Annotated in this window: 19 protein-coding genes; 9 read left to right on the top strand and 10 right to left on the bottom strand. The window is 39.4% G+C overall.

Annotation, left to right across the window (positions count from 1 at the left end):
* Positions 1 to 5: 5 nt before the first annotated feature.
* Both AAHH40_RS02110 and AAHH40_RS02105 read left to right on the top strand, forming a co-directional pair.
* On the top strand, positions 6 to 269 hold the full coding sequence (locus tag AAHH40_RS02110; RefSeq protein WP_342220478.1) for an oxidative damage protection protein: 264 nt from the start codon (positions 6 to 8) through the stop codon (positions 267 to 269).
* Positions 270 to 325: 56 nt separating this feature from the next.
* Entirely contained in the window at positions 326 to 1153 is an 828-nt protein-coding gene (locus tag AAHH40_RS02105; RefSeq protein WP_342220477.1) for a purine-nucleoside phosphorylase, read from the top strand.
* 188 nt (positions 1154 to 1341) lie between these two features.
* Here AAHH40_RS02105 and AAHH40_RS02100 read toward each other — a convergent pair whose 3' ends face one another.
* The 3 genes from AAHH40_RS02100 to AAHH40_RS02090 are packed head-to-tail and all read right to left on the bottom strand — an operon-like array spanning position 1342 to position 3561.
* On the bottom strand, positions 1342 to 2091 hold the full coding sequence (locus AAHH40_RS02100; RefSeq protein ID WP_342220476.1) for an SDR family oxidoreductase: 750 nt from the start codon (positions 2089 to 2091) through the stop codon (positions 1342 to 1344).
* On the bottom strand, positions 2091 to 2906 hold the full coding sequence (locus AAHH40_RS02095) for a ScpA family protein (RefSeq protein WP_342220475.1): 816 nt from the start codon (positions 2904 to 2906) through the stop codon (positions 2091 to 2093). Before AAHH40_RS02095 ends, AAHH40_RS02100 begins: the two co-directional genes overlap by 1 nt.
* Before the next feature lie 16 nt (positions 2907 to 2922).
* Positions 2923 to 3561: a site-2 protease family protein gene (locus tag AAHH40_RS02090; protein WP_342220474.1), complete on the bottom strand. Its 639-nt coding sequence runs from the start codon at positions 3559 to 3561 to the stop codon at positions 2923 to 2925.
* Positions 3562 to 3826: 265 nt separating this feature from the next.
* Between AAHH40_RS02090 and AAHH40_RS02085 the strand changes: the two genes are divergently transcribed.
* The 3 genes from AAHH40_RS02085 to clpA all read left to right on the top strand — a co-directional run bounded on the left by AAHH40_RS02085 (position 3827) and on the right by clpA (position 9816).
* The gene (locus AAHH40_RS02085; protein WP_342220473.1) at positions 3827 to 5788 is read left to right on the top strand and encodes a hypothetical protein; all 1962 of its coding nucleotides are present in this window, start codon (positions 3827 to 3829) and stop codon (positions 5786 to 5788) included.
* A gap of 112 nt (positions 5789 to 5900) precedes the next feature.
* Positions 5901 to 7193, top strand: coding sequence for an NADP-dependent isocitrate dehydrogenase (icd, locus tag AAHH40_RS02080; RefSeq protein ID WP_342220472.1), 1293 nt, complete (start codon positions 5901 to 5903; stop codon positions 7191 to 7193).
* Positions 7194 to 7503: 310 nt separating this feature from the next.
* Positions 7504 to 9816 carry an ATP-dependent Clp protease ATP-binding subunit ClpA gene (gene clpA, locus AAHH40_RS02075; protein ID WP_342220471.1) on the top strand — a complete coding sequence of 771 codons (2313 nt, stop codon included), beginning with the start codon at positions 7504 to 7506 and terminating at the stop codon, positions 9814 to 9816.
* Here clpA and infA read toward each other — a convergent pair.
* Positions 9813 to 10076 (bottom strand): translation initiation factor IF-1, encoded by a 264-nt coding sequence (infA, locus tag AAHH40_RS02070; protein WP_342147058.1) that lies wholly within the window; start codon positions 10074 to 10076, stop codon positions 9813 to 9815. The genes clpA and infA overlap by 4 nt on opposite strands.
* 136 nt (positions 10077 to 10212) lie before the next feature.
* Here infA and AAHH40_RS02065 point away from each other — a divergent pair, with 136 nt between their 5' ends.
* Positions 10213 to 10707 (top strand): CinA family protein, encoded by a 495-nt coding sequence (locus AAHH40_RS02065; protein WP_342220470.1) that lies wholly within the window; start codon positions 10213 to 10215, stop codon positions 10705 to 10707.
* Between the two features lie 56 nt (positions 10708 to 10763).
* The gene (locus AAHH40_RS02060; protein ID WP_342220469.1) at positions 10764 to 11696 is read left to right on the top strand and encodes a hypothetical protein; all 933 of its coding nucleotides are present in this window, start codon (positions 10764 to 10766) and stop codon (positions 11694 to 11696) included.
* Here AAHH40_RS02060 and AAHH40_RS02055 read toward each other — a convergent pair.
* Both AAHH40_RS02055 and AAHH40_RS02050 read right to left on the bottom strand, forming a co-directional pair.
* On the bottom strand, positions 11677 to 12441 hold the full coding sequence (locus AAHH40_RS02055) for an exodeoxyribonuclease III (RefSeq protein ID WP_342220468.1): 765 nt from the start codon (positions 12439 to 12441) through the stop codon (positions 11677 to 11679). The two genes, AAHH40_RS02060 and AAHH40_RS02055, sit on opposite strands and share 20 nt — an antisense overlap.
* Before the next feature lie 14 nt (positions 12442 to 12455).
* On the bottom strand, positions 12456 to 13847 hold the full coding sequence (locus AAHH40_RS02050; protein WP_342220467.1) for a phosphomannomutase/phosphoglucomutase: 1392 nt from the start codon (positions 13845 to 13847) through the stop codon (positions 12456 to 12458).
* 257 nt (positions 13848 to 14104) lie between these two features.
* On the opposite strand from AAHH40_RS02050, the gene AAHH40_RS02045 reads away from it, so the two are divergent.
* Together AAHH40_RS02045 and AAHH40_RS02040 are read left to right on the top strand one after the other, a co-directional pair.
* A complete protein-coding gene (locus tag AAHH40_RS02045; protein WP_342220466.1) occupies positions 14105 to 16951 on the top strand; it encodes a ribonucleoside-diphosphate reductase subunit alpha in 2847 nt (948 codons plus the stop codon).
* A 45-nt stretch (positions 16952 to 16996) separates the two neighbouring features.
* A complete protein-coding gene (locus AAHH40_RS02040) occupies positions 16997 to 18079 on the top strand; it encodes a ribonucleotide-diphosphate reductase subunit beta (protein ID WP_342220465.1) in 1083 nt (360 codons plus the stop codon).
* Between the two features lie 92 nt (positions 18080 to 18171).
* Here AAHH40_RS02040 and AAHH40_RS02035 read toward each other — a convergent pair whose 3' ends face one another.
* The 4 genes from AAHH40_RS02035 to AAHH40_RS02020 form a co-directional block, all read right to left on the bottom strand.
* Positions 18172 to 18714 carry a hypothetical protein gene (locus AAHH40_RS02035; protein ID WP_342220464.1) on the bottom strand — a complete coding sequence of 181 codons (543 nt, stop codon included), beginning with the start codon at positions 18712 to 18714 and terminating at the stop codon, positions 18172 to 18174.
* 90 nt (positions 18715 to 18804) lie between these two features.
* Positions 18805 to 19632, bottom strand: coding sequence for a metal ABC transporter permease (locus AAHH40_RS02030; RefSeq protein WP_342220463.1), 828 nt, complete (start codon positions 19630 to 19632; stop codon positions 18805 to 18807).
* On the bottom strand, positions 19589 to 20401 hold the full coding sequence (locus tag AAHH40_RS02025) for a metal ABC transporter ATP-binding protein (protein WP_342220462.1): 813 nt from the start codon (positions 20399 to 20401) through the stop codon (positions 19589 to 19591). The genes AAHH40_RS02030 and AAHH40_RS02025 overlap by 44 nt, the downstream gene beginning before the upstream one ends.
* On the bottom strand, positions 20382 to 21257 hold the full coding sequence (locus AAHH40_RS02020) for a metal ABC transporter solute-binding protein, Zn/Mn family (protein WP_342220461.1): 876 nt from the start codon (positions 21255 to 21257) through the stop codon (positions 20382 to 20384). Before AAHH40_RS02020 ends, AAHH40_RS02025 begins: the two co-directional genes overlap by 20 nt.
* Positions 21258 to 21389: the final 132 nt, after the last annotated feature.

The raw sequence follows: 21389 nt of genomic DNA, 5'->3' as shown, positions 1-21389 counted from the left end.
CAACTATGAGTCGAAGTATTTATTGCATTAAGTTACACACTCAAGCAGAAGGGCTTGATTATCTCCCTTATCCTGGAGAATTAGGCCAACGCATCTATCAATCCATTAGTAAACCTGCTTGGCAACAATGGGTAAATCATCAAACTATGCTCATTAATGAATATCGCTTAAGCACATTCGAACCTCAAGCACGTGAATTTTTAAAAAAAGAAATGGAAAAATTTTTATTTGGTTCTGACGAAGTAGCGAGTGCACCTCCTCTAGCGTAGCGTGATCCTCATTAAAATCATATAAAAGACGATTTTATTTCACTAAAAGGTGATTCATGACAGCCCATTTTTCTCCCCAACAGCTTGCTCAATCTATTTTAAAACGTCACCCTGGCTTCCAACCTAAGCTTGGAATTATTTTAGGCTCTGGCTTAGCCGATATTGCCAATAAAATGACTGACAGCATCGCAATTCCCTACACTGAGCTCCCTGGTTTTCCGAAGAGCAGCGTATCGGGACATCCTGGTCAAATGATGCTCGGCTATTTCAACAAAATACCTATCGTATGCTGCCAAGGACGCGTTCATCCTTACGAAGGAATGCAAGGTAAAGACTTTAAAATATTTATCCGTACCTTAAAATGTTTGGGCTGCCATACTTTGTTAATGACGAATGCAGTGGGATCCTTAAATAAAAATGTGGAATTAGGCCAATTGGTTTTAATTTCAGATCATATCAATTTTCAACCGATAAATCCTCTTGCCGGACCTAATGATGAAGAATTTGGTCCACGTTTCTTCCCCATGGATGATGCTTATGATCCAGGTATCCGACATATCATTCAGCAAACGGCAAAAAAGTTGTCTATCCCTTTAAACGAAGGGGTGTATGTTAGTGTTTTAGGTCCTAATTTTGAAACCCCTGCAGAAATACGTGCTTTTAGACAGTTAGGCGCGGATGTAGTAGGAATGTCCACCGTTCCCGAGGTGATTGTTGCTAGACATTGTGGTTTAAAAGTAGCGGTCATTTCTGTAGTAACGAATCTAGCGGCTGGACTTAGTGATGAACCGATTACGCATGAAGGAACCGTACATTTTGCCGCGAAAGCAAGCGAAAATCTAGGCCGATTACTCGAATCCGCGATCGTACAGATCCCCCATTAATGTAATTAGCCCGTCATGGCGAGGCCGAAACGTTAGTGAGGAGCCGTGGGCCATCCAGGGATTGCCGCGCACCTACGGCGCTCGCAATGACGATTAATATTTTGTCTGCTCGCAATGACGAAAAATACTTATCTACCGGCTGAAACAAAAATTAGCTTTTTTTAATGGCTTTAGTTCATGCATAATATCTATTGAATAGTATAACCGCCATCGATATTGACCAATGCACCCGTCATGAAAGAAGCGGCATCACTACATAAAAAGCTGACCAGCTGAGCCACTTCCTCAGGTTTTCCAACACGCTTCAGCGGTAATTTTTCAGCAACCTGCGCTTGAATAGAAGAAAGCGTTAAACCCGTTTTTTGCTGAAATTGTTCTAAAACAGCTTGATACATCGGTGTATCAATAGTCCCGGGACATACACAATTAACGCGTATTCCATATTGGGCATAATCTAATGCAGTACTTTTAGCTAATTGTGCAATAGCCGCTTTACTAGCACCATAAATCGCGCATTGTTCTTTGGCGATAAACGCTTGATCCGAAGCCATCAAAACGATCGATCCGAATCCTTGTTGCTTCATGCTCGGCAATATCTGCTGCAAACAATAAATCGTACCCAACAAATTAGTTGCAAAGACTTTTTGCATAGCTTCATTGGAACTTTCTTCGATATTAGCAAATAAGTGTATGCCTGCATTACAAAAAAGAAAATCAATCATCGGATTTTTCTGAAGAATGGTATGCATAGCTGACTTAACCTCGTCCGCATTTGAAACATCACACTTTAAGTAATGAATCGACTCCGATAGGACATCTGCCAGTTTTTTTTTATCGAGTACGTAAACGGTTGCTCCTGCACCACTAAATAACGCGGCAGTTGCTGCGCCAATTCCTGATGATCCACCGGTTATTATAATTGTTTTATTTTGAAACATTAGATTCCTCGCACTTCAATCTCTCCAAAAGCGTCGGCTTGCGAAAGTTCAATTAAGGATTGGCGCCATAATTCTAACAAAGCCATAAAAGTCACTACGACACCCATACGACCTTCATCGAGTTTAAACAGCTCAGTAAATTTTAACTGAGATTGCGTGGTTATTTTATGCAAAATTTGCGACATACGATCCTTAATCGACAACGGTTCTTCGGCAATGGCATGATGCGTTCTTAAAGCAGCCCTAGATAAAACCGCTTGAAAAGCTTCCACTAACTCCTCTAAAGCCAAAGGCGGAAGTTGTCTGGGATTTTCTGCCGAAACAGACGGCATACCGGCTTCCGCCATCGCTAAAAAAACATCGCGTCCTAAACGCGGCAATTGCTCTAAAGTCTGCGCGGCTTGCTTAGTCCTTTCATACTCTTGTAAACGGCGGATTAATTCAGCCCGAGGATCGGTCTCATCATTAGTTTGCGCCTCGACGGGCTTAGGCAAAAGCAGGCGTGATTTAATTTCAGTGAGTATGGCCGCCATGACCAGATATTCGGCGGCTAATTCAATTTCCAATACCTGCATCAACTCAATATATTGCATATATTGGCGCGTTATTTCTGCAACCGGAATATCCAAAATATCAAAATTTTGCTTTTTTATCAGATAGAGCAGCAGATCTAAAGGTCCTGTAAAGGCTTCTAGCAGTACTTCTAAGGCCTGAGGAGGAATATACAGATCACTAGGCATTTGGGCCAAGGGTTGACCACGTATAGTGGCAATAGGCGTATCGGCTGGTGTCGTAACAATTAGGTTTTCAGTCATAGCGCCAGTGTAATGGTTATAAGCCAAAAAATCTAAAAAAAACCGATAATAGCCCCTGCAACAGCGGACCTAAAATTCTGGCCAGAACACCACTGGCTAATAACAACACTAAAATAAAAAACCCATACACCTCTAATTTATTAAACTGATAAGCCATCGCCGGCGACAAAAAACTAGCCACCACGCGACTCCCATCAAGGGGCGGAATCGGAATTAGGTTTAATAGCATTAGTACTAAATTAATCATGACTCCAGTCTCGGCCATATAAATAATCGGGGCGTTACTGAACCCCATCGCTATTTTTGCGATCCCCACCCACAAAAAAGCCATCGCGAGGTTCGCCATGGGACCTGCGGCTGCGACTAAAGCCATATCACGTCTAGGATTTTTAAGGTTTTGCCAAGTAACCGGTACCGGCTTTGCCCAGCCAAAAATAAAACCGCCTAGGAAAAAAAGGATAGCGGGTACAATAATGGTGCCAATAGGGTCAATATGCTTCAATGGGTTCAAGGTTAGGCGACCCAATAATTTAGCCGTTGGATCGCCGCATTTTGAGGCGACCCAGCCATGTGCCGTTTCATGGACGGTAATAGCAAATAATAAAGGTATCACCCAGAGTATTATTTTTTGGCCTAAGGAAAAATCACCTATCATCTTTTAACTCAATAATTAATTAAAATTAAAGTATATACTCTTGCAAGCTAATTAAGCGAATGGGTTTTTTGTGATTTTAGCGAAAATATATGTCTTTTACTGGGCTTTAGCCTGCTTAATCACTAAAAAATCAGTCATTTTTAAAAAATAACCATTTAATTCTACTAAAAATCTATGTTTAATGAGATTTATTAAATATTATTTAATAAATAGTTAAGTTTACTCAGTTACTATTTAAGTAATTAACAGTAAAAAACTTAATCTTATGCCACCAAAAATAAACCGCGCTAAAATAGAGTTACATCTCTTCACCTTACTAGAAAAAGCTAATCGTGAATTTTCAACTGCATGGAAAAACTGCCAGAATCCCAATAAAGAACAGGAAAGCTTTCAAAATTGTGCGCAGAGTTATGAAAAAATTATAGAATTAATTGAACATAATCGAGAAAAGAATAATATTAGCGATTTACTCCAGTCTTACTATTTAGAAGCTTGTCTCGGTAAAATTCAATCTCACTTGAATGATTTACCTCAAAATCCCTCCAATGAAGATGTTGTATTAAGCAATGATAAAAAGATTAAAAAACTTACAAAATCTTTAACTCGTTTAAATTCCCAGGTTAAAGCTTTAAACCTTCATGGTAAAAAAAATATTGCTCATGCTTTACGCAAAGACTATCGCGATCTATTCAATAAAATAAACGAATATTTTCTTTCTTGGGAGACAACTAGTAGTAGGCATAAAGCAACCTATTATTACAATTTTTCCGAAAAATTGTTTAAAGAATCAAAAAATTTATCTTCGATTACTAATTATTATGACTACAAACATAAAAAAAACCTGCTTTCCACAAGTATAATGTGTTTGGGGATTTCCCGAGATTTTTACAAAAAACTTAATCAACAACAAGATACGAACTTAACGACGCAGCGCATAAATTATATCCAACTTAAATTAGATAAATTTTTTAAAGAATTTAAGCCCTTAAAAGAGTCTTTTGCAAAGCAAAAATCTTCCGACACAAAGCGAAAATCTTCTGATCCTTCTGAAGCGCCTAATAGTAAAAAAAGCAAAGTTACTCCAATAATTGAAGAAAGTATTGGCAACCTATCCAAAAAATCTACAGAAATTGCCGAACCTGAAGCACCCAGTAATAAAAAATCATATATCTCACCTAGCCAAATAAATGTAACGACTAGCATTTTATTACAATCTGAAGAAGAAATGGTTCAGCAAAAAGAAGATCAATTTAAAAAAATGCTCACTCAAATACCTGCGAATGATTCTTTTAGATTTTATGGCGGGTTATTTTTTAGCCTAAGTCAGAAGCTGCAAATTTGTTCTAAAGAAAGTTCAAACCATACTTTATTAACTACACTTTCCTGGTTAACCTTGGCAAAGGAATTAATCGGCTTAACTTCAAATAAAAATGCTGCTGATAATACTGACATCCAAAAAATAGCGACGAAAATAACTTCTTTATCGACTGCTAACCAGAAAAATCTAAAAACCATTAGCTCGCAGAAACGAGCTGAAGCCTACCCCACTTACACTGATCTGCAAGATAGAGACTTACAAAATTTGTTTATCGAAGAAGTCACTGATTACTATTATGGTCTTGAGGCTTTTAACCTTAAATCTGTCGCGATGAATTTTTTAGATTCGATACCAAACCTTATTAAGGAGAAAAGCTTTGCAAGGCTAATTGAAGATACAATAAATAATGTTGGTAAGCCGACTGAAAATCTATTTTATGCCAACCTTTTGCGTGAACTTGTTAAGTTTCATACTTGTGATGAAAATGAGCATTGGCGAAACAATACTTTTTCACCAGAAAAAAAGGATCAACTTAACAATGAATATCTGAGAATATTAACTATTTCCGAAGGTTTTGCGAAAGGATTAAGCAGTGAGAATCAAGCTCTACAAAATAAAATTAAAATGCTTGTCAACCATATCCAGAAAAAGTGTAACACTGAACAAAAATCAAAGGCAGTAGCTCCAAAATTCCCATCCACCGCTTTCTTTCGAAATCCACAACAAAGTAAACCGCTTTCAATCGAATTATTAAATACTACACTCCAAGAACATATCCAATGCCTAATTAAATGTCGAGCACCTTCCATACATTCGGAAGTTATTTATAACGATTTATTGCAATTTATACAGACTCATTGCAAAAACGAGCAAGCAAGCAGCAGTTATTCTAGAATATGCCAGCCATAAAAATGTACTTTTAGAATTCGATTAAATTCCCCTTATAAACTCGCTCAAGTGAATAAAATCCTGTAAAATTGGATCGAAATTTTTCAATCCCAAAAAAAAGCGGAGAGCGCGCATGTCTTACCAGCATATTCAGATTCCAAGTGCCGGCGAAAAAATATCGGTTAATCCAGATTGTTCGCTAAATGTGCCGAATCACCCGATCATCCCTTTTATTGAAGGAGATGGTATCGGTGTTGATATCACGCCTGCGATGCGACTCGTCGTAGATGCAGCCATCCGCAAGTCTTATGGCGAAAAACGTCAAATTGCTTGGATGGAAATCTATGCTGGAGAAAAATCCACACAGGTTTACGGTTCTGATGTTTGGTTACCCGAAGAAACACTCGCTGCAGTGCGTGATTATGTGGTTTCGATCAAGGGGCCGCTCACCACGCCAGTAGGTGGAGGTATTCGTTCGTTAAATGTGGCGCTGCGCCAACAACTAGATTTATATGTTTGCCTACGCCCGGTCCGTTATTTTAAAGGCGTGCCTAGCCCAGTTCGTGAACCGGAAAAAACTAACATGGTCATCTTTCGGGAAAACTCTGAAGATATTTATGCCGGAATCGAATGGGAAGCCGACAGTAAAGAAGCCAAAAAATTGATCGCTTTCTTACAACATGACATGGGTGTTAAAAAAATTCGTTTCCCTGAACACTGCGGCATCGGTATTAAACCTGTATCAAAAGAAGGCACGCAACGTTTAGTCAAACGCGCGATTCAATACGCCATAGACCAAGATCTGCCTTCGGTAACTTTAGTGCATAAAGGCAATATCATGAAATTCACCGAAGGTGCTTTTAAAGATTGGGGTTATGCAGTAGCTAAAGAGCAATTTGGTGCAGAGTTGCTTGATGGAGGGCCATGGATGCGCTTAAAAAATCCGAAAACAGCTAAAGAAATCATTATTAATGATTTCATTGCCGATGCCTTTTTGCAACAAATTCTACTACGTCCCGCCGAATATAGCGTAATTGCGACATTAAATTTGAATGGCGATTATATTTCAGATGCTTTAGCCGCACAGGTCGGCGGCATCGGCATTGCCCCAGGCGCAAATCTGAGTGACAACGTGGCTATGTTTGAAGCAACACATGGTACAGCGCCTAAGTATGCTGGACAAAATAAAGTCAATCCTGGATCGTTAATCCTATCCGCGGAAATGATGTTACGGCATTTGGGTTGGAATGAAGCGGCTGATCACATCATAACCGGTATGGAAGGTGCCATACTAGCCAAAACCGTGACTTATGACTTTGCTCGTTTAATGAGCGATGCTAAAGAAGTCAGTTGCTCTGAATTTGCTCAATCTATCGTCGATCATATGTGCAATAAACAAACACTTACCTCAGCTACTGCATCCTAAAAATTATCATTTTATAATCCTTTGATAAGTTAAGAGGAAAATTTCAATTTTCCTCTTAAAATCGTCCATCTGAGTGTTCTTCCGCACTACAAAAGCGCTAGCAAAGTATCTAAAAAATACGCTCTTCCCTTCCCATGTATTTAGAAGGCTTAAAATTACGCAAACTCGCAAATCCTTAAATTTCGACTAGGCTTAAAAATAAAGGGAAATAATTTTTTCAACATGGACTACCCAGCTTGCACAACAACAGTGAAACTCGCCTTTATGCGAGAAGTCACGGACTTTATACGATTCGAAAAGGAGGGCTACCATGTTTAGCAAAGAGCTTGAAGTTAGTTTAAATTCGATATTTAAACAAGCCCGTGAAAAACGTTATGAATATTTAACGGTTGAACATCTATTGTTAGCACTTTTAGATGAACCTTCTGCCGTTTCCGCTTTGAAAGCATGCGGAGCGAATTTAAATCGACTTAAGAACGAGATTAGTAATTTTATTGCAGCAACCACACCTTTGTTTCCTTCTGCTGATCCTAATCTTGATATACAACCTACATTAGGTTTTCAACGGGTTTTGCAACGCGCTATTTTTCAAGTACAGTCCAGCGGAAAAACCCAAGTACATGGCGTTAATATTTTAGCTGCTATTTTCGGTGAACAAGATAGCCAAGCCATTTATTTTTTGCGTCGAGAAAATGTCACGCGCTCAGATGTATCGAATTACATATCTCAAGGGCTACCTAAATTGCAAGATAATTTGGAGCCTAAATTAAATCAGTTTGTGACTGAAGAAGAAGTCACTATAGAAGGTCCTGGAAATAGTCCATTAGAACTTTATGCGATTAATTTAAATAGCAAAGCGCGTCTTGGAAAAATTGATCCTTTAATTGGCCGAGAAGAAGAATTAGCGCGCGTGATTCAAATTCTTTGTCGCCGTCGTAAAAATAATCCTTTATTGGTCGGTGAAGCCGGCGTCGGTAAAACGGCGATTGTCGAAGGACTCGCTAAAGCAATTATTGAAAAAAGAGTTCCCTCTGTTCTCGCTAACAGCACCATATATTCTTTAGACCTCGGTAGTTTATTAGCCGGAACCAAATATCGAGGGGATTTTGAAAAAAGATTTAAGGCTTTATTAGCACAACTCAAACAAGAACCTCAATCAGTACTCTTTATTGATGAGATTCATGTTGTCATTGGTGCGGGTGCTGCTTCAGGCGGCGTGATGGACGCCTCTAATTTAATTAAGCCTTTACTCACAACCGGCGAATTAAAATGCATCGGTGCTACCACTTACCAAGAGTATCGTAGCATTTTTGAAAAAGACCGTGCTTTAGCCAGACGTTTCCAAAAAATCGATGTCCCTGAGCCTAATTTAGAAGAAACCATTGCAATTTTACGCGGATTACGCGATAGACTGGAAGAACATCATCACGTCAAATATCGCATGACCGCCTTACGTGCTAGCGTAGAACTTGCCGCGCGTTATTTACCGGATCGTTTCTTACCCGATAAAGCGATTGATATCGTTGACGAAGCCGGCGCTTATCAAGCCTTACGACCTAGTCATAAAAGAAAGCACATCATCGGTATCCATGAAATCGAAGCGATAGTCGCTAAGATGGTACGCATACCCACGCGCAATGTTTCTGCTTCAGATAAGAGTCGTTTACGTCACTTAGAAACAAAACTAAAAGCACGTGTATTCGGCCAAGATATAGCCATCGAAAATCTCTGTGCTGCGATGAAATTAACGCGTTCTGGTTTAAGAGAAACCAATAAAACCATAGGATCTTTTCTTTTCGCAGGACCAACGGGCGTGGGTAAAACGGAGGTTACACGTCAACTCGCAGAACTCATGGGCATCGAATTACTACGTTTTGATATGTCTGAATATATGGAAAGACATAGTGTGTCTCGCCTAATAGGGGCTCCTCCAGGGTATATTGGTTATGATCAAGGTGGCTTATTAACCGAAGCCGTGACTAAACATCCGCACGCTGTTTTATTGTTGGATGAAATTGAAAAAGCTCATCCCGACATCTTTAATCTTTTATTGCAAGTGATGGATAACGGTAACTTAACCGATACCAATGGTCGAAAAACTGACTTTAGTCATATTATTTTAGTAATGACCAGTAATGCGGGAGCAGAGCAGTTTAGCCGTCAAGAGATAGGTTTTACACCTAGCTTGAATCATGCTGAAAATTCAGAGGCTATCAAACGCGTATTTTCTCCTGAATTTCGCAATCGCCTGGATGCGACTATCTACTTTAATTATTTAAATGCTAACATCGTCTCTCAAGTAGTTGATAAGTACTTACTCGAGTTAGAAGCACAACTCGAAAAGAAACATGTTAGCATGCAAGTTGAGAAGCCCGCCCGTGTCTGGTTAGCTAAACATGGTTATGATAGAAGCATGGGAGCACGTCCCATGATGCGTCTCATACAAGAACGAATTAAAAAACCGATTGCTGACGAATTACTCTTTGGACGTTTAGTCCATGGCGGCCATTTAACATTAACGTGTAATAACGGCGAATTACAATTAATTATTTCTGAAAAAAGGGGAATTATTATCCCCCCTGAAGAACAAAATAAAAATCTCTCTCAAGCACCTATCAGCTAACCAGCAGCAGCAGGAGGCGGCTTAGACTTATCTGGCTCGGAGCCTTTGCCGCGAAATATGATACGACCCTTGCTCAGATCATAGGGTGTCATTTCAACTTTTACCTTATCGCCAGTAAGGACTCGGATATAACTTTTTCGCATACGTCCAGAAATATGGGCATTAATAACATGCCCATTTTCTAATTCCACCTTAAATAAGGTATTGGGTAAAGTCTCAATGACTGTACCTTCCATCACTATCTGATCTTCTTTGGCCATAATTTACCTAAGCTTAACTCTCGCGTGCATTAATTACCGCTATGTTGCCGTAAAAGCCATAGGTTTACAATAACATTTTTTTACACCAGCCGTTATACTCTTAAATAGGAAGCCATTATAGGAAGCTAAGCAACTAATGAGTCACCCATTATCCCAAGTGCATTACGATGCTAAAAAGTTAGGCGATAAACTCAAACAACAGGAGTTGCAACTAGTAACCGCTGAATCTTGTACAGGAGGACAATTAGCACAAACGATTACCAGCATCCCAGGTGCTTCAATGTGGTTTGAACGTGGATTCATTACTTACTCTAATTTGTCTAAACAACAGATGCTAGGGATAGACGAATCACTCTTAAAGCAATATGGACCTGTGAGCGAAGAAGTCGTACTCGCGATGGCTATGGGTGCCTTAAACAAAAGTCCTGCCAGCGTCAGCATAGCCATTACCGGCATCGCAGGGCCTGACGGTGGTACAGAACAATTGCCGGTAGGTACGATATGGACAGCTTGGGTGAGTAAAAATGCTTTCAGTAAAACTGAATGCCAGCATTATACCGATGATCGATTAATTATTCGTTATGCCGCAGTAGAATTTGCATTGCAAACATTGTTAAATTTAATAAAATAAAATATTATTCCAGCCCTAAGGATACAGAAACTATAATAAATTCTATTGGGTTTGCCATGTTGAGTCTTACGGATAACGACTATAAAAAAGAGCTTTATTGCGCTATCGATTATAAATTTTATTGGCTAATATCGCCCGTTGCCGATGGAAATTGCGGACTTTATGCCTTTGCTTGCGGCTTAATTGATGCGATTACTCGAGATCAACTAACTTTAGATAAACATTTATTCGAAGATTTTAGGAAAAAAGTATTAAAAAATCTAGTTTCCTGCCCTCTCAAAAAACTGTTAAAAAATCCTTCGTTCAATTTTAGTCAATTTAAAGTTTTTCTGCATCAACACCCTTCACGTCAAGGACTTATTAGCTTGACTGCATTACTTTCCAATTCCTTACGTAAAATCGGATATGAGGGTTATCTTGAGCTTTTAAGTCAAGAAACTCAATTAACTGATCTAGAAACGGAAGATAAAAAATTAAATCAAGACGGAAATTACGTAGGATTTGAAATTCTTATTGCTTTAGCCAATTATTTTAAAGTAGAAATAAACTTAATCGCCTATAATCCAAATCTTAAGAGTTATTATTGGGCACAAACTCCATTAGACAAATCTAAGTCCTTATTTACATTGCTCAACATTAGCTCTCATTGGCATTATTTATTACCCAAAGATCAAACCAATGGTTTAGCTTTTTTGCCAGAAGAAATAGATCCTCCGCAACCTTCTAAACCTTTATTGGAAAATGCAAACAAGCAACTGAAAAAAAATATCGCGAGATTACCTACTATCGTAAAAATGCTTACTCAAGAGCTAATAAAAACTTTTCACCTCAATGAAAACTTTAATAGCGACCAAGAAAAATTAATCAACGTCGATGAAAACTTATACTTAAAAAGCAAATCTTCATCCTGTATGCCTTGGTTTTTTGGCCGTCCAACACCTGAAATTCCAGACATTCTTTCAACCACCTCTAAAGTTTATAATCGATAGTTAAGGGGGCATGATCCGAAAAACGTTGATCTTTATAGATCGCAACCGATTTAATTTTATCCTTTAACCCAGGAGTAATTATTTGATAATCAATCCTCCATCCAACATTATTATCCCAAGCGCGACCCCGATTTGACCACCAGGTATATTGTTCCGGTTGTTGATCCACCTCTCGGAAAGCATCCACATAGCCGATAGGCCCTAATACCTGATCAAACCAAGCACGTTCTTCCGGTAAAAAACCAGAATTTTTTTGATTGTTACGCCAATTTTTTAAATCGATGGGTTTACGTGCAATATTCCAATCTCCACAAATAATAAAATCGTGTTTTTGCTGGCGTTGTTTTTTCAGAATAGCTAAATAATGATCTAAAAATTGAAATTTGAGCTGTTGGCGTAATTCACCACTACTACCGGATGGCATATACAACGAAGCAACACTCAATCCAGGAAAATTGAGTTGCAGATAACGACCCTCTCTATCTACGCATTCCCAACCTAACCCGGCAGTAATTGAATCCGGCTTAATACGGCTATAGATTGCCACGCCACTATAACCTTTTTTTTCAGCATCAAAAAAATACGCCTGATAGTCTTCAAGATAATGTGACGCATCCAATTGATCCTCTTGTGCTTTGGTTTCCTGCAAGCAAACAATATCTGCATTTTGTAGTTTCAACCATACAAAAAAGCCTTTGCGCGCGGCAGAGCGAATGCCATTCACATTTAAAGTAATAATACGCATATACTCTCAGTAATTTAGAAAGGTAATTTGAGATCGGGATCCATCGCCAACAAGGCATTCCCAAAGAGAGTTTGGATACGCTTTAAGGCAGGTAAATTATCTGCTTCAAAGCGCAGAATTAAATAAGGGCTGGTATTCGATGCGCGCACTAAACCCCAACCATCATTAAACTCGGCCCGGACACCATCTATTTTACTCAATTTCGCATCCGGAAAATCTACATGTGCTTGAAAGGCCTGAATAAATGCAAATTTTTTATCTTCAGCGATAGGTAATTTTAACTCAGGTGTATTAATGCTGTTCGGCAATTCAGCAAATAAATCACTCACATTTTTTTTACTTTTAGCGACAATTTCTAATAAACGAGCGGCGGTATATAAGCCATCATCAAAACCATACCAACGTTCTTTAAAAAAGATGTGGCCACTCATCTCGCCCGCCAATAATGCACCGGTTTCTTCTAATTTGGATTTCATAATCGAATGTCCTGTTTTCCACATTAAAGATTGACCGCCATTTTCTGCAATGAGCTTTGCCAAATGAGCCGTTGATTTGATGTCATAAATAATGAGCGCGCCTGAATTGCGTGATAAGACGTCCATCGCATACAACATTAATTGTCTATCAGGCCAAATAATTTCACCCCGATTGGTGACCACTCCCAGTCTATCGCCATCACCATCTAAGGCCAGTCCAATATCTGCCTTATGTTGTTTCACACTGGCAATTAAATCCTTTAAATTCTCTGGCACGCTGGGATCAGGGTGATGATTGGGGAAATGGCCATCCACATCACAAAATAACTCAATCACTTCACAACCTAAACGACGCAATAATTCGGGAGCAACTACACCGGCTACACCATTTCCACAATCCAGCACGACACGTAAAGGTCGCGCTAAAGAAATATCTTGAGTAATACGATTGAGATAAGCTTCGGTAACCGATATTTGCTGGAAACTACCTTTTCCTGAATTAAAACCACCGGCTTGGATGCGCAAATAAAGTTCCTCGATAGTGCCTTCGGATAAACTTTTTCCAGCTAAAACAATTTTTAGGCCATTATAATTCGACGGATTATGACTCGCCGTTAACATCACCCCTGAACGATAATCTAAATAACGGGTTGCGAAATAAAGCACTGGACTAGGCACTTGTCCAATATCTATCACGTCGCAGCCACTTTCACGCAATCCCTGCTGTAAGGCCTGCATCAAAACAGGTCCTGACAAGCGTCCGTCACGCGCAGTGATAATGGTTTTTTCGCCTTGCTCTTGGGCGGCACTAGCTATCGCTTTCCCCAATGTATAGACGAGCTCGGGCGTTATCGTCTCACCTACGATGCCTCGAATATCGTAGGCACGAAAAATACTTTTTGAAACCTCTGCAAAAGAAATTTGTTGCATATCACCTCTGTTACCTACAAAATCGACCAAATACGTCCATCACACAAAAAATTTAAGCACCGATGCATAAGACCAACTCCGACGGTCTGCCACATGAAAAACAAGTCATGCCGTTAACATGTTTTACCCAACTTATTCACAGCTTACTAAAGTCTTCTTCACTTCATATAGTGGTTGCATAGTATAGAAACCACATGATATTGTGTTATATCATTTCCATAGACATAATTCCTCACAACCTTTTTTAAGGAGCATCCATGAGCGGACTTTCATCCGAACTAATGACTTCTTCTCTTCTGCTTAACAGCGCCGAGATTCTACTACCTGAAGCGGAAGCAGAACAAGAGAATAAACCCATCTGCACATTACAAGTTATAAAACGTAATGGAAAACTTGTTAATTACGATCCAAGTAAAATTAGGATTGCCATTACTAAAGCTTTTCTCGCTGTAGAAGGTGGGCAAGCGGCATTGTCTACGCGTATTCATGAACGGGTATCGCAACTCACACAGCAAGTCACCAACATCATACAACAACGCCACCCCAACGGTGGAACATTGCCTATTGAAGCCATACAAGATCAAGTTGAGTTAGCTTTAATGCGTGTAGAAGCTCACCAAGTTGCGCGCACCTATGTGCTTTATCGTGAAGAACGACGAAAAATGCGTGCAGAAACGAAATCACAATCTGAGATTCAATTACAAATAACCTTAGCCGATGGTAGTCAACGTCCACTCGATCTCATACAACTGAGCCTGTTGATCACGGAGACCTGTAAAGATTTAGGCGAAGTAAAACACGAACTCATTTTACAAGAAACCTTACGTAATCTATATGACGGCATGCCTGTCGCAGAAATTGATAAAGCACTCATTATCAGTGCACGCTCTCTGGTTGAACAGGATCCTAATTATACTTACGCAACTGCGCGTTTCTTATTACGCACCTTATATACAGAAGCATTAAACTTTCTTGAATTGCCTACGACGACGCATACCAGTGATCATGGCGTATACCATCACTACTTCCAACACTATATCAAACGCGGTGTCGACTTAGAATTATTGGATCCACAATTACAAAGCTTTGATTTAGAAAAATTAAGTAAGGCCTTACTACCTGAACGCGATCAGAAATTTACTTATCTAAGTTTACAAACTTTATATGATCGCTACTTTTTACACGCCGATGATATCCGATTTGAATTGCCCCAAGCTTTCTTTATGCGTGTTGCCATGGGACTTGCACAACAAGAACCTAACAAAGAAGAACGAGCGATTGAGTTTTATCTTCTACTTTCATCTTTTGACTATATGGCATCCACGCCTACTCTATTTAACTCCGGAACTCTGCGGCCACAACTTTCAAGTTGTTTCTTAACCACGGTAGCGGATGATCTCGATCAAATTTATAGCGCCATAAAAGATAATGCCTTACTTTCAAAATTTGCCGGTGGCTTAGGCAATGATTGGACTTCAGTTCGAGCGATGGGTGCACGAATTAAAGGCACCAATGGAAAGTCACTGGGCGTCGTACCTTTTTTAAACGTAGCCAACGCTTCTGCTGTAGCCGTCAATCAAGGTGGTAAACGTAAAGGCGCTGTCTGCGCGTACTTAGAAACATGGCATTTAGATATCGAAGAATTTTTAGAATTACGAAAAAATACCGGTGACGACCGGCGTCGCACGCATGATATGAATACCGCAAATTGGGTACCTGATCTATTCATGAAACGACTCATGCAAGGAAAAAACTGGACTTTATTCTCACCCGATGAAACACCTGATTTACATGATGCGTTTGGTTTAGAATTTGAAGAAAAATATCAAGCCTATGAAGCCAAAGCTGCGCGCGGTGAAATTAAAAATTTCAAGACTATTCCAGCAGCCAATCTGTGGCGAAAAATGCTAAGTTTATTATTTGAAACTGGGCATCCTTGGATCACATTTAAGGATCCTTGCAATTTACGTTCGCCGCAACAACATGTGGGAACCATTCATAGCTCCAATTTATGCACTGAAATTACACTCAATACTTCCATTGATGAAATAGCCGTCTGTAATTTGGGAAGTATTAACTTGCCTCAGCATCTGACAGAATCAGGAGAAATCGATCAAGCGAAATTGCGTCGCACTATCCGCACTGCCATTCGCATGTTAGATAATGTCATTGATATTAATTATTACACCGTGCCGCAAGCACGCCGTTCGAACTTAAAGCATCGTCCTATTGGTTTAGGTCTGATGGGCTTCCAAGACGCTTTATATCAATTACGACTACCTTATGCTTCAGAAGCCGCAATCACCTTTGCCGATCATTCTATGGAGTCGATTAGTTATTACGCCATAGAAGCTTCCAGTGATTTAGCCAAAGAACGAGGTTCGTATGAAAGCTTTAACGGATCTTTATGGAGCCAAGGAATTTTACCCTTAGATTCCATTGCACTGTTACAAAAAACCCGTGGTGAATTCTTAAACCAAGATCAAACTGCTCATTTAGATTGGGACACATTACGAAAAAAAGTAATGAAAGAAGGTATGCGTAACTCGAATTGTATGGCCATTGCACCAACAGCTACTATTTCCAATATCTGTGGTGTTTCGCAATCAATTGAGCCGACCTATCAAAATCTTTTTGTAAAATCCAATATGTCCGGTGAATTCACCGTGATCAATCCCTATTTAGTCAAAGATTTAAAATTACTCGGATTATGGGATGCCGTGATGCTGAATGATCTTAAATATTATGACGGTAGTTTACAAAAAATTGAACGTGTTCCTGATAGTTTAAAACAGCTCTATGCGACTGCTTTTGAAGTTCCCACACATTGGCTGGTTGAAGCTGGATCGCGCCGTCAAAAATGGATAGATCAAAGTCAATCGTTAAATCTTTACATGGCGCAAGCTTCTGGTAAAAAATTAGACGAACTTTATAAACGAATTTGGCTGAAAGGATTAAAAACAAGTTACTATTTACGGACGATGGGCGCTACACATACTGAAAAGGCAACCTTAGAAAAAAGTCACTTAAATTCAGTACAAATGGATAGCGCAACCGGCCCTGCTTGCTCGATAATTGACCCAGGTTGCGAATCATGTCAATAGACTACTGGTTTCATAAACAAAGTTACTCCTATAGAGGATAAAACGATGAATACGACTGAACATGCCACCGGTGGTTTTACCGGTCTAGAAACACTCGAAATAGGTGCGGCACGCGTACAAGTAGATGACAAGAAGATCATCAACTGTCGCGCCGATCTCAATCAACTAGTCCCATTTAAATATAAATGGGCCTGGGAAAAATACTTAGCTGCCTGTGCTAATCATTGGATGCCACAAGAAGTAAACATGTCGGCAGACATTGCGCTATGGCGTGATCCAAAAGGATTAAGCGAAGATGAACGTTTAATCATAGAGCGCAGCTTGGGTTTCTTCTCAACTGCCGATTCCCTGGTTGCAAATAATCTGGTTTTAGCCGTCTATCGCCATATTACCAATCCAGAATGTCGACAATACTTACTAAGACAAGCCTTCGAAGAGGCTCTGCATACACATGCCTATCAATATGTCATAGAAAGTTTAGGTATGGATGAAGCACGCCTTTTTAATATGTATCGCGAATTACCTACGGTAGCTAAAAAAACAGAATGGGCGCTTCCTTTTACGCAAAGTTTAGCCGATCCGAATTTTCGTACCGGCACACCCGAAAATGATCAACGTCTATTGCGTGACTTAATTGCTTTTTATGTGGTATTCGAAGGCATATTTTTCTATGTTGGTTTTTCACAGATCCTAAGCATGGGTCGACAAAATAAAATGGCTGGAACCGCCGAACAATTTCAATATATCTTACGTGACGAATCGATGCATTTAAATTTTGGTATCGATGTGATCAATCAAATTAAATTAGAAAATCCACATTTATGGACATCGGAATTCAAACGCTATGTGATTGATCTCGTCAAAGAAGGCGTCGATCTAGAATATCAATATGCTTTAGATACCATGCCGCGCGGCATCCTTGGGTTAAATGCTGACATGATGTGGAATTATCTGCGCTTCATCGGCAATCGACGTCTTGCACAAATTGGCTTACCCGAACAATATCCTGGCGTTAGCAACCCTTTACCATGGATGAGTGAAATCATTGATCTCAAAAAAGAAAAGAATTTCTTTGAAACTCGCGTAACCGAGTATCAAACCGGCGGCAGTTTAAATTGGGATGATTGATAGCAGGAAAGTCCACAAAAAAATCCCACGCCTTAGCGTGGGATGTAGCTGGTCCGTTAAATTAATTTCCGAACAAAAACAAACTTTGCAAGTTACTTAAATCCTAGAACACTAACGCTAGTTAAATTATTAATATCAGTATTCTCTTCGTTTGCCCTAGCAGGTTGAAAAAAGCAAACATTACTTTTTTTACTTCCATCTAATTTTTCAGGACTAGAAGAGTTTTCCATCGTTTCTTCTGAAACTCGCTCTAATTCCTGCAGTTCAGCTTTTAATTCTCCGATCAATTGCTTTTTATCTAAACATATTTTTTTCTGTTTATTCAGCTCGTTCGGAAAATGACCTATTCCCTTTGTAGGGAGCATTTCTAAAAAAAAGCACAAAGCGATGAAAATGGGTACTGATACTATCGAATCAGCCACCAAAAAAGTAAAAACAAAATCCCAAGCAGCGGTCGCAGGCACTATAAAAAATGACAGGAGTAAAAGCTCTCGTATTAATTTGCCATCGTTAATATTCTGCTTCTCATCAAAAAAAACTATATTTTCCAGTAAACATTTTTGCTCGTTTTTTATTTTTTTTTCGATATTTTTTTTCTGCTCGATAACTTTGTTAGCTTTTTTACAATCTTCCAAACACTCTCTGTTATTTCAGGAAATCGATCAAGATCCATGTTTTGCATTGATTTCATAATCACACTCATAAAAAAAGGAAACGGATCACAATTAAAAATGTTTTGGCTTTGCTATACAACTCAAAAAATAGTTGCTTGCTGCTAAAGCACTAATCCAAAACGGAATAGGCCAATCCGTGACAAATGCTAAAATGATACCTACCCAGACGATTAAGACGCCAAACAATACCGTTAAAAACAAGCCGCTTAAAATATGATGCGTCCAATTTAAAGCCGCTGCGGAAGGTCCTATCAATAAAGTAAACACTAATAATACACCCACCACTTGACTCGCTTCAGTGACAGCAACGGCCACGATGATCATAAATAAAATAGAGATGAGTGATAAAGAAACTCCTTTCGCTTCGGCTAATTCAGGTTCTAAGCTAGCAAATAATAAAGGTCTTGCAATGACACTTAAGCCTAGCAAACTGAGAACAGAATAAATCAACATCATTTTTATCAAATGCGCGGAAACTCCTAAGAGGTTACCAAATAGTATCGTCATCGCTTGCGCGGCATAACTGGTATAAAAATGTAAAAATAAAACACCTAATCCTAGCGCCAATGCCAAAACGATGCCGATAGCCACATCGCTTTTACTAATTCGATGACCTAAGCTACCCATGCCGATGGCCGCTAATATCGTCAAGATCAACTGTCCTGTTACTGGCATTAAGCCCACTAATCCGGCACCAGTCGCTCCAGCAAAACCAATATGCCCTAAAGCATGACCAGCAAAAGCCAATTTACGAATAACCATAAAATATCCGACGCAACCCGCCAGTATCGCTGCAATCGTACCCGCTAGCAGTGCGTTACGTAGAAAATGATATTCAAACAGAGAAATGATCGAGGTCGGGTCGACAATGGTTGACATGATGATGGAATCCTAATTCTTTATTTATGACAAAAAGTTGCTGTTCATGCTGAATAACCTGTATATCCAAGCCATAAAGTTCACTTAATTTTTTGCTATTGATAATTTCATTGACTGAACCAATCACCGCTTTACCTTTCGCCAAATAGAGTACTCTATCGACACTGGTTAATAGCGGATTAATATCATGCGAAGTAAACAATATCGTAATACCATATTGCAAACGGATCTCATCAATTAAACTGACCAATGTGGCTTGATAATAAGGATCTAGATTCATTAACGGTTCATCTAACAATAAAATCTTCGGTTTATTCAATAAGGCTTGAGCCAATAATAAACGTTGACGTTCCCCACCTGACAAAAGACTATAAGGTCGATTGACAATCTTTTCGGCTTTGACCAACTGAATAACACGTTGCAATTCTTCGGTTTGTTGTGCATTTAAAACCGGTAACCCCCATTGATATCCATTTAAATTTGCGCCCAACCAAGCGTATGCACTCAAACTATTACCGATATTCTGGCGCAATTGTGGCATATAACCAATAAAAGCGGCACCTTTGTGTACAGCTTGTCCGAATAATGCAATGCTACCTTTGGTTGGAGCGATTAAACCTAATATGGATCGCAATAAAGTACTTTTTCCGGCGCCGTTAGCACCTAAAATGGCAATAAATTCACCGGCCTTGATGTTTGCAGTGAAATCTTGAAAAATATAGCGCTGCCCATAGGCAAGACTAAGTTGTTTAAATTCGATGGCGTTCATCTAATGCCTGCTCCACTCGTTTTAATTGATCCCGCATCCACTGATAATAAGTAGTATGCACAGGTTGAGTTTCCATCACTCCTACGATAGGAATCCCTAACAACTTAGCCTGTTGTAATAAATGCAACACTAAAGGACTACTCACTTGGCTATTGTAAAATACTAATTTGACTCGATGCTGTTGTAACTGACGTTGAAACTCTTGTACTTGTCTAGGACTAGGATCGACTCCATTCATCATACTGAGTTGAAACGGAATTCCTTGCATACGAAATCCTAAAGCCTGTGCCATGTATCCGAACACAGGTTCTGTCGCAATAACCGAACTGCCCTGATACTGAACCTTAATTTGTTTTATCAATCGCCATAAATTTTGTTGTTGCGCAATAAACTGCTGGTAGTGAACTTGATATTCTTTTTGATGCAATGGATCATGCTTGACCAAATAGTCACGCAATGCCTTAGCATAAACGGGCATAGTATCAGGATCATACCAAATATGCGGATTAACCCCTTCTTTTTTATGTACTAAATCAGCGACGCAAATAACGGTTCTTACTGAGCCTGAGCCCACATTCAATAAATTCTGCATCCAAGGATCATAGCCTAAGCCATTATAAATAATCAGATCTCCTCGCTCCAGAACCTTAGCGACACTAGGGGTTAAATTAAATAAATGCGGATCTTGATCGGGTTGATTAAGAATGCTGGTGACTTGGACAAAATCTCCACCGATTTGTTTTGCAACAGAACCATAAAAATTCTCGGCAGCGATAATGTGGATAGGCTTTGCTATACTAGGCGTTGTAAAGCTGATTGCCAATAGTAAGGCTAAGGCTAGTAAAAATTTCAACATGAAAAACCCTTTTTTTATACTCACAGCAATGGGATTTTTGGCAAGTGCCGCGAAGAGAGTTGCGAATTAATCGGCAACACAGACAAAAATTCAAGTTTGAAGAGTATACTATATCAAACCTGTCAAGCTATT

This window comes from Rickettsiella endosymbiont of Miltochrista miniata, from assembly GCF_964031245.1.
Taxonomy (GTDB): Bacteria; Pseudomonadota; Gammaproteobacteria; order Diplorickettsiales; family Diplorickettsiaceae; genus Aquirickettsiella.
This window is presented reverse-complemented; position numbering and strand designations above follow the sequence as displayed.

Excerpts from the sequence above, each read along its gene's own strand:
- AAHH40_RS02100 (WP_342220476.1), bottom strand. The coding sequence starts at position 2,091 with ATGTTTCAAAATAAAACAATTATAATAACCGGTGGATCATCAGGAATT.
- AAHH40_RS02095 (WP_342220475.1), bottom strand. The coding sequence starts at position 2,906 with ATGACTGAAAACCTAATTGTTACGACACCAGCCGATACGCCTATTGCC.
- AAHH40_RS02020 (WP_342220461.1), bottom strand. The coding sequence starts at position 21,257 with ATGTTGAAATTTTTACTAGCCTTAGCCTTACTATTGGCAATCAGCTTT.
- AAHH40_RS02090 (WP_342220474.1), bottom strand. The coding sequence starts at position 3,561 with ATGATAGGTGATTTTTCCTTAGGCCAAAAAATAATACTCTGGGTGATA.
- AAHH40_RS02110 (WP_342220478.1), top strand. The coding sequence starts at position 6 with ATGAGTCGAAGTATTTATTGCATTAAGTTACACACTCAAGCAGAAGGG.
- infA (WP_342147058.1), bottom strand. The coding sequence starts at position 10,076 with ATGGCCAAAGAAGATCAGATAGTGATGGAAGGTACAGTCATTGAGACT.
- AAHH40_RS02050 (WP_342220467.1), bottom strand. The coding sequence starts at position 13,847 with ATGCAACAAATTTCTTTTGCAGAGGTTTCAAAAAGTATTTTTCGTGCC.
- AAHH40_RS02040 (WP_342220465.1), top strand. The coding sequence starts at position 16,997 with ATGAATACGACTGAACATGCCACCGGTGGTTTTACCGGTCTAGAAACA.
- AAHH40_RS02045 (WP_342220466.1), top strand. The coding sequence starts at position 14,105 with ATGAGCGGACTTTCATCCGAACTAATGACTTCTTCTCTTCTGCTTAAC.
- icd (WP_342220472.1), top strand. The coding sequence starts at position 5,901 with ATGTCTTACCAGCATATTCAGATTCCAAGTGCCGGCGAAAAAATATCG.
- AAHH40_RS02025 (WP_342220462.1), bottom strand. The coding sequence starts at position 20,401 with ATGAACGCCATCGAATTTAAACAACTTAGTCTTGCCTATGGGCAGCGC.
- AAHH40_RS02085 (WP_342220473.1), top strand. The coding sequence starts at position 3,827 with ATGCCACCAAAAATAAACCGCGCTAAAATAGAGTTACATCTCTTCACC.
- AAHH40_RS02065 (WP_342220470.1), top strand. The coding sequence starts at position 10,213 with ATGAGTCACCCATTATCCCAAGTGCATTACGATGCTAAAAAGTTAGGC.
- AAHH40_RS02060 (WP_342220469.1), top strand. The coding sequence starts at position 10,764 with ATGTTGAGTCTTACGGATAACGACTATAAAAAAGAGCTTTATTGCGCT.
- AAHH40_RS02105 (WP_342220477.1), top strand. The coding sequence starts at position 326 with ATGACAGCCCATTTTTCTCCCCAACAGCTTGCTCAATCTATTTTAAAA.
- clpA (WP_342220471.1), top strand. The coding sequence starts at position 7,504 with ATGTTTAGCAAAGAGCTTGAAGTTAGTTTAAATTCGATATTTAAACAA.
- AAHH40_RS02030 (WP_342220463.1), bottom strand. The coding sequence starts at position 19,632 with ATGTCAACCATTGTCGACCCGACCTCGATCATTTCTCTGTTTGAATAT.
- AAHH40_RS02055 (WP_342220468.1), bottom strand. The coding sequence starts at position 12,441 with ATGCGTATTATTACTTTAAATGTGAATGGCATTCGCTCTGCCGCGCGC.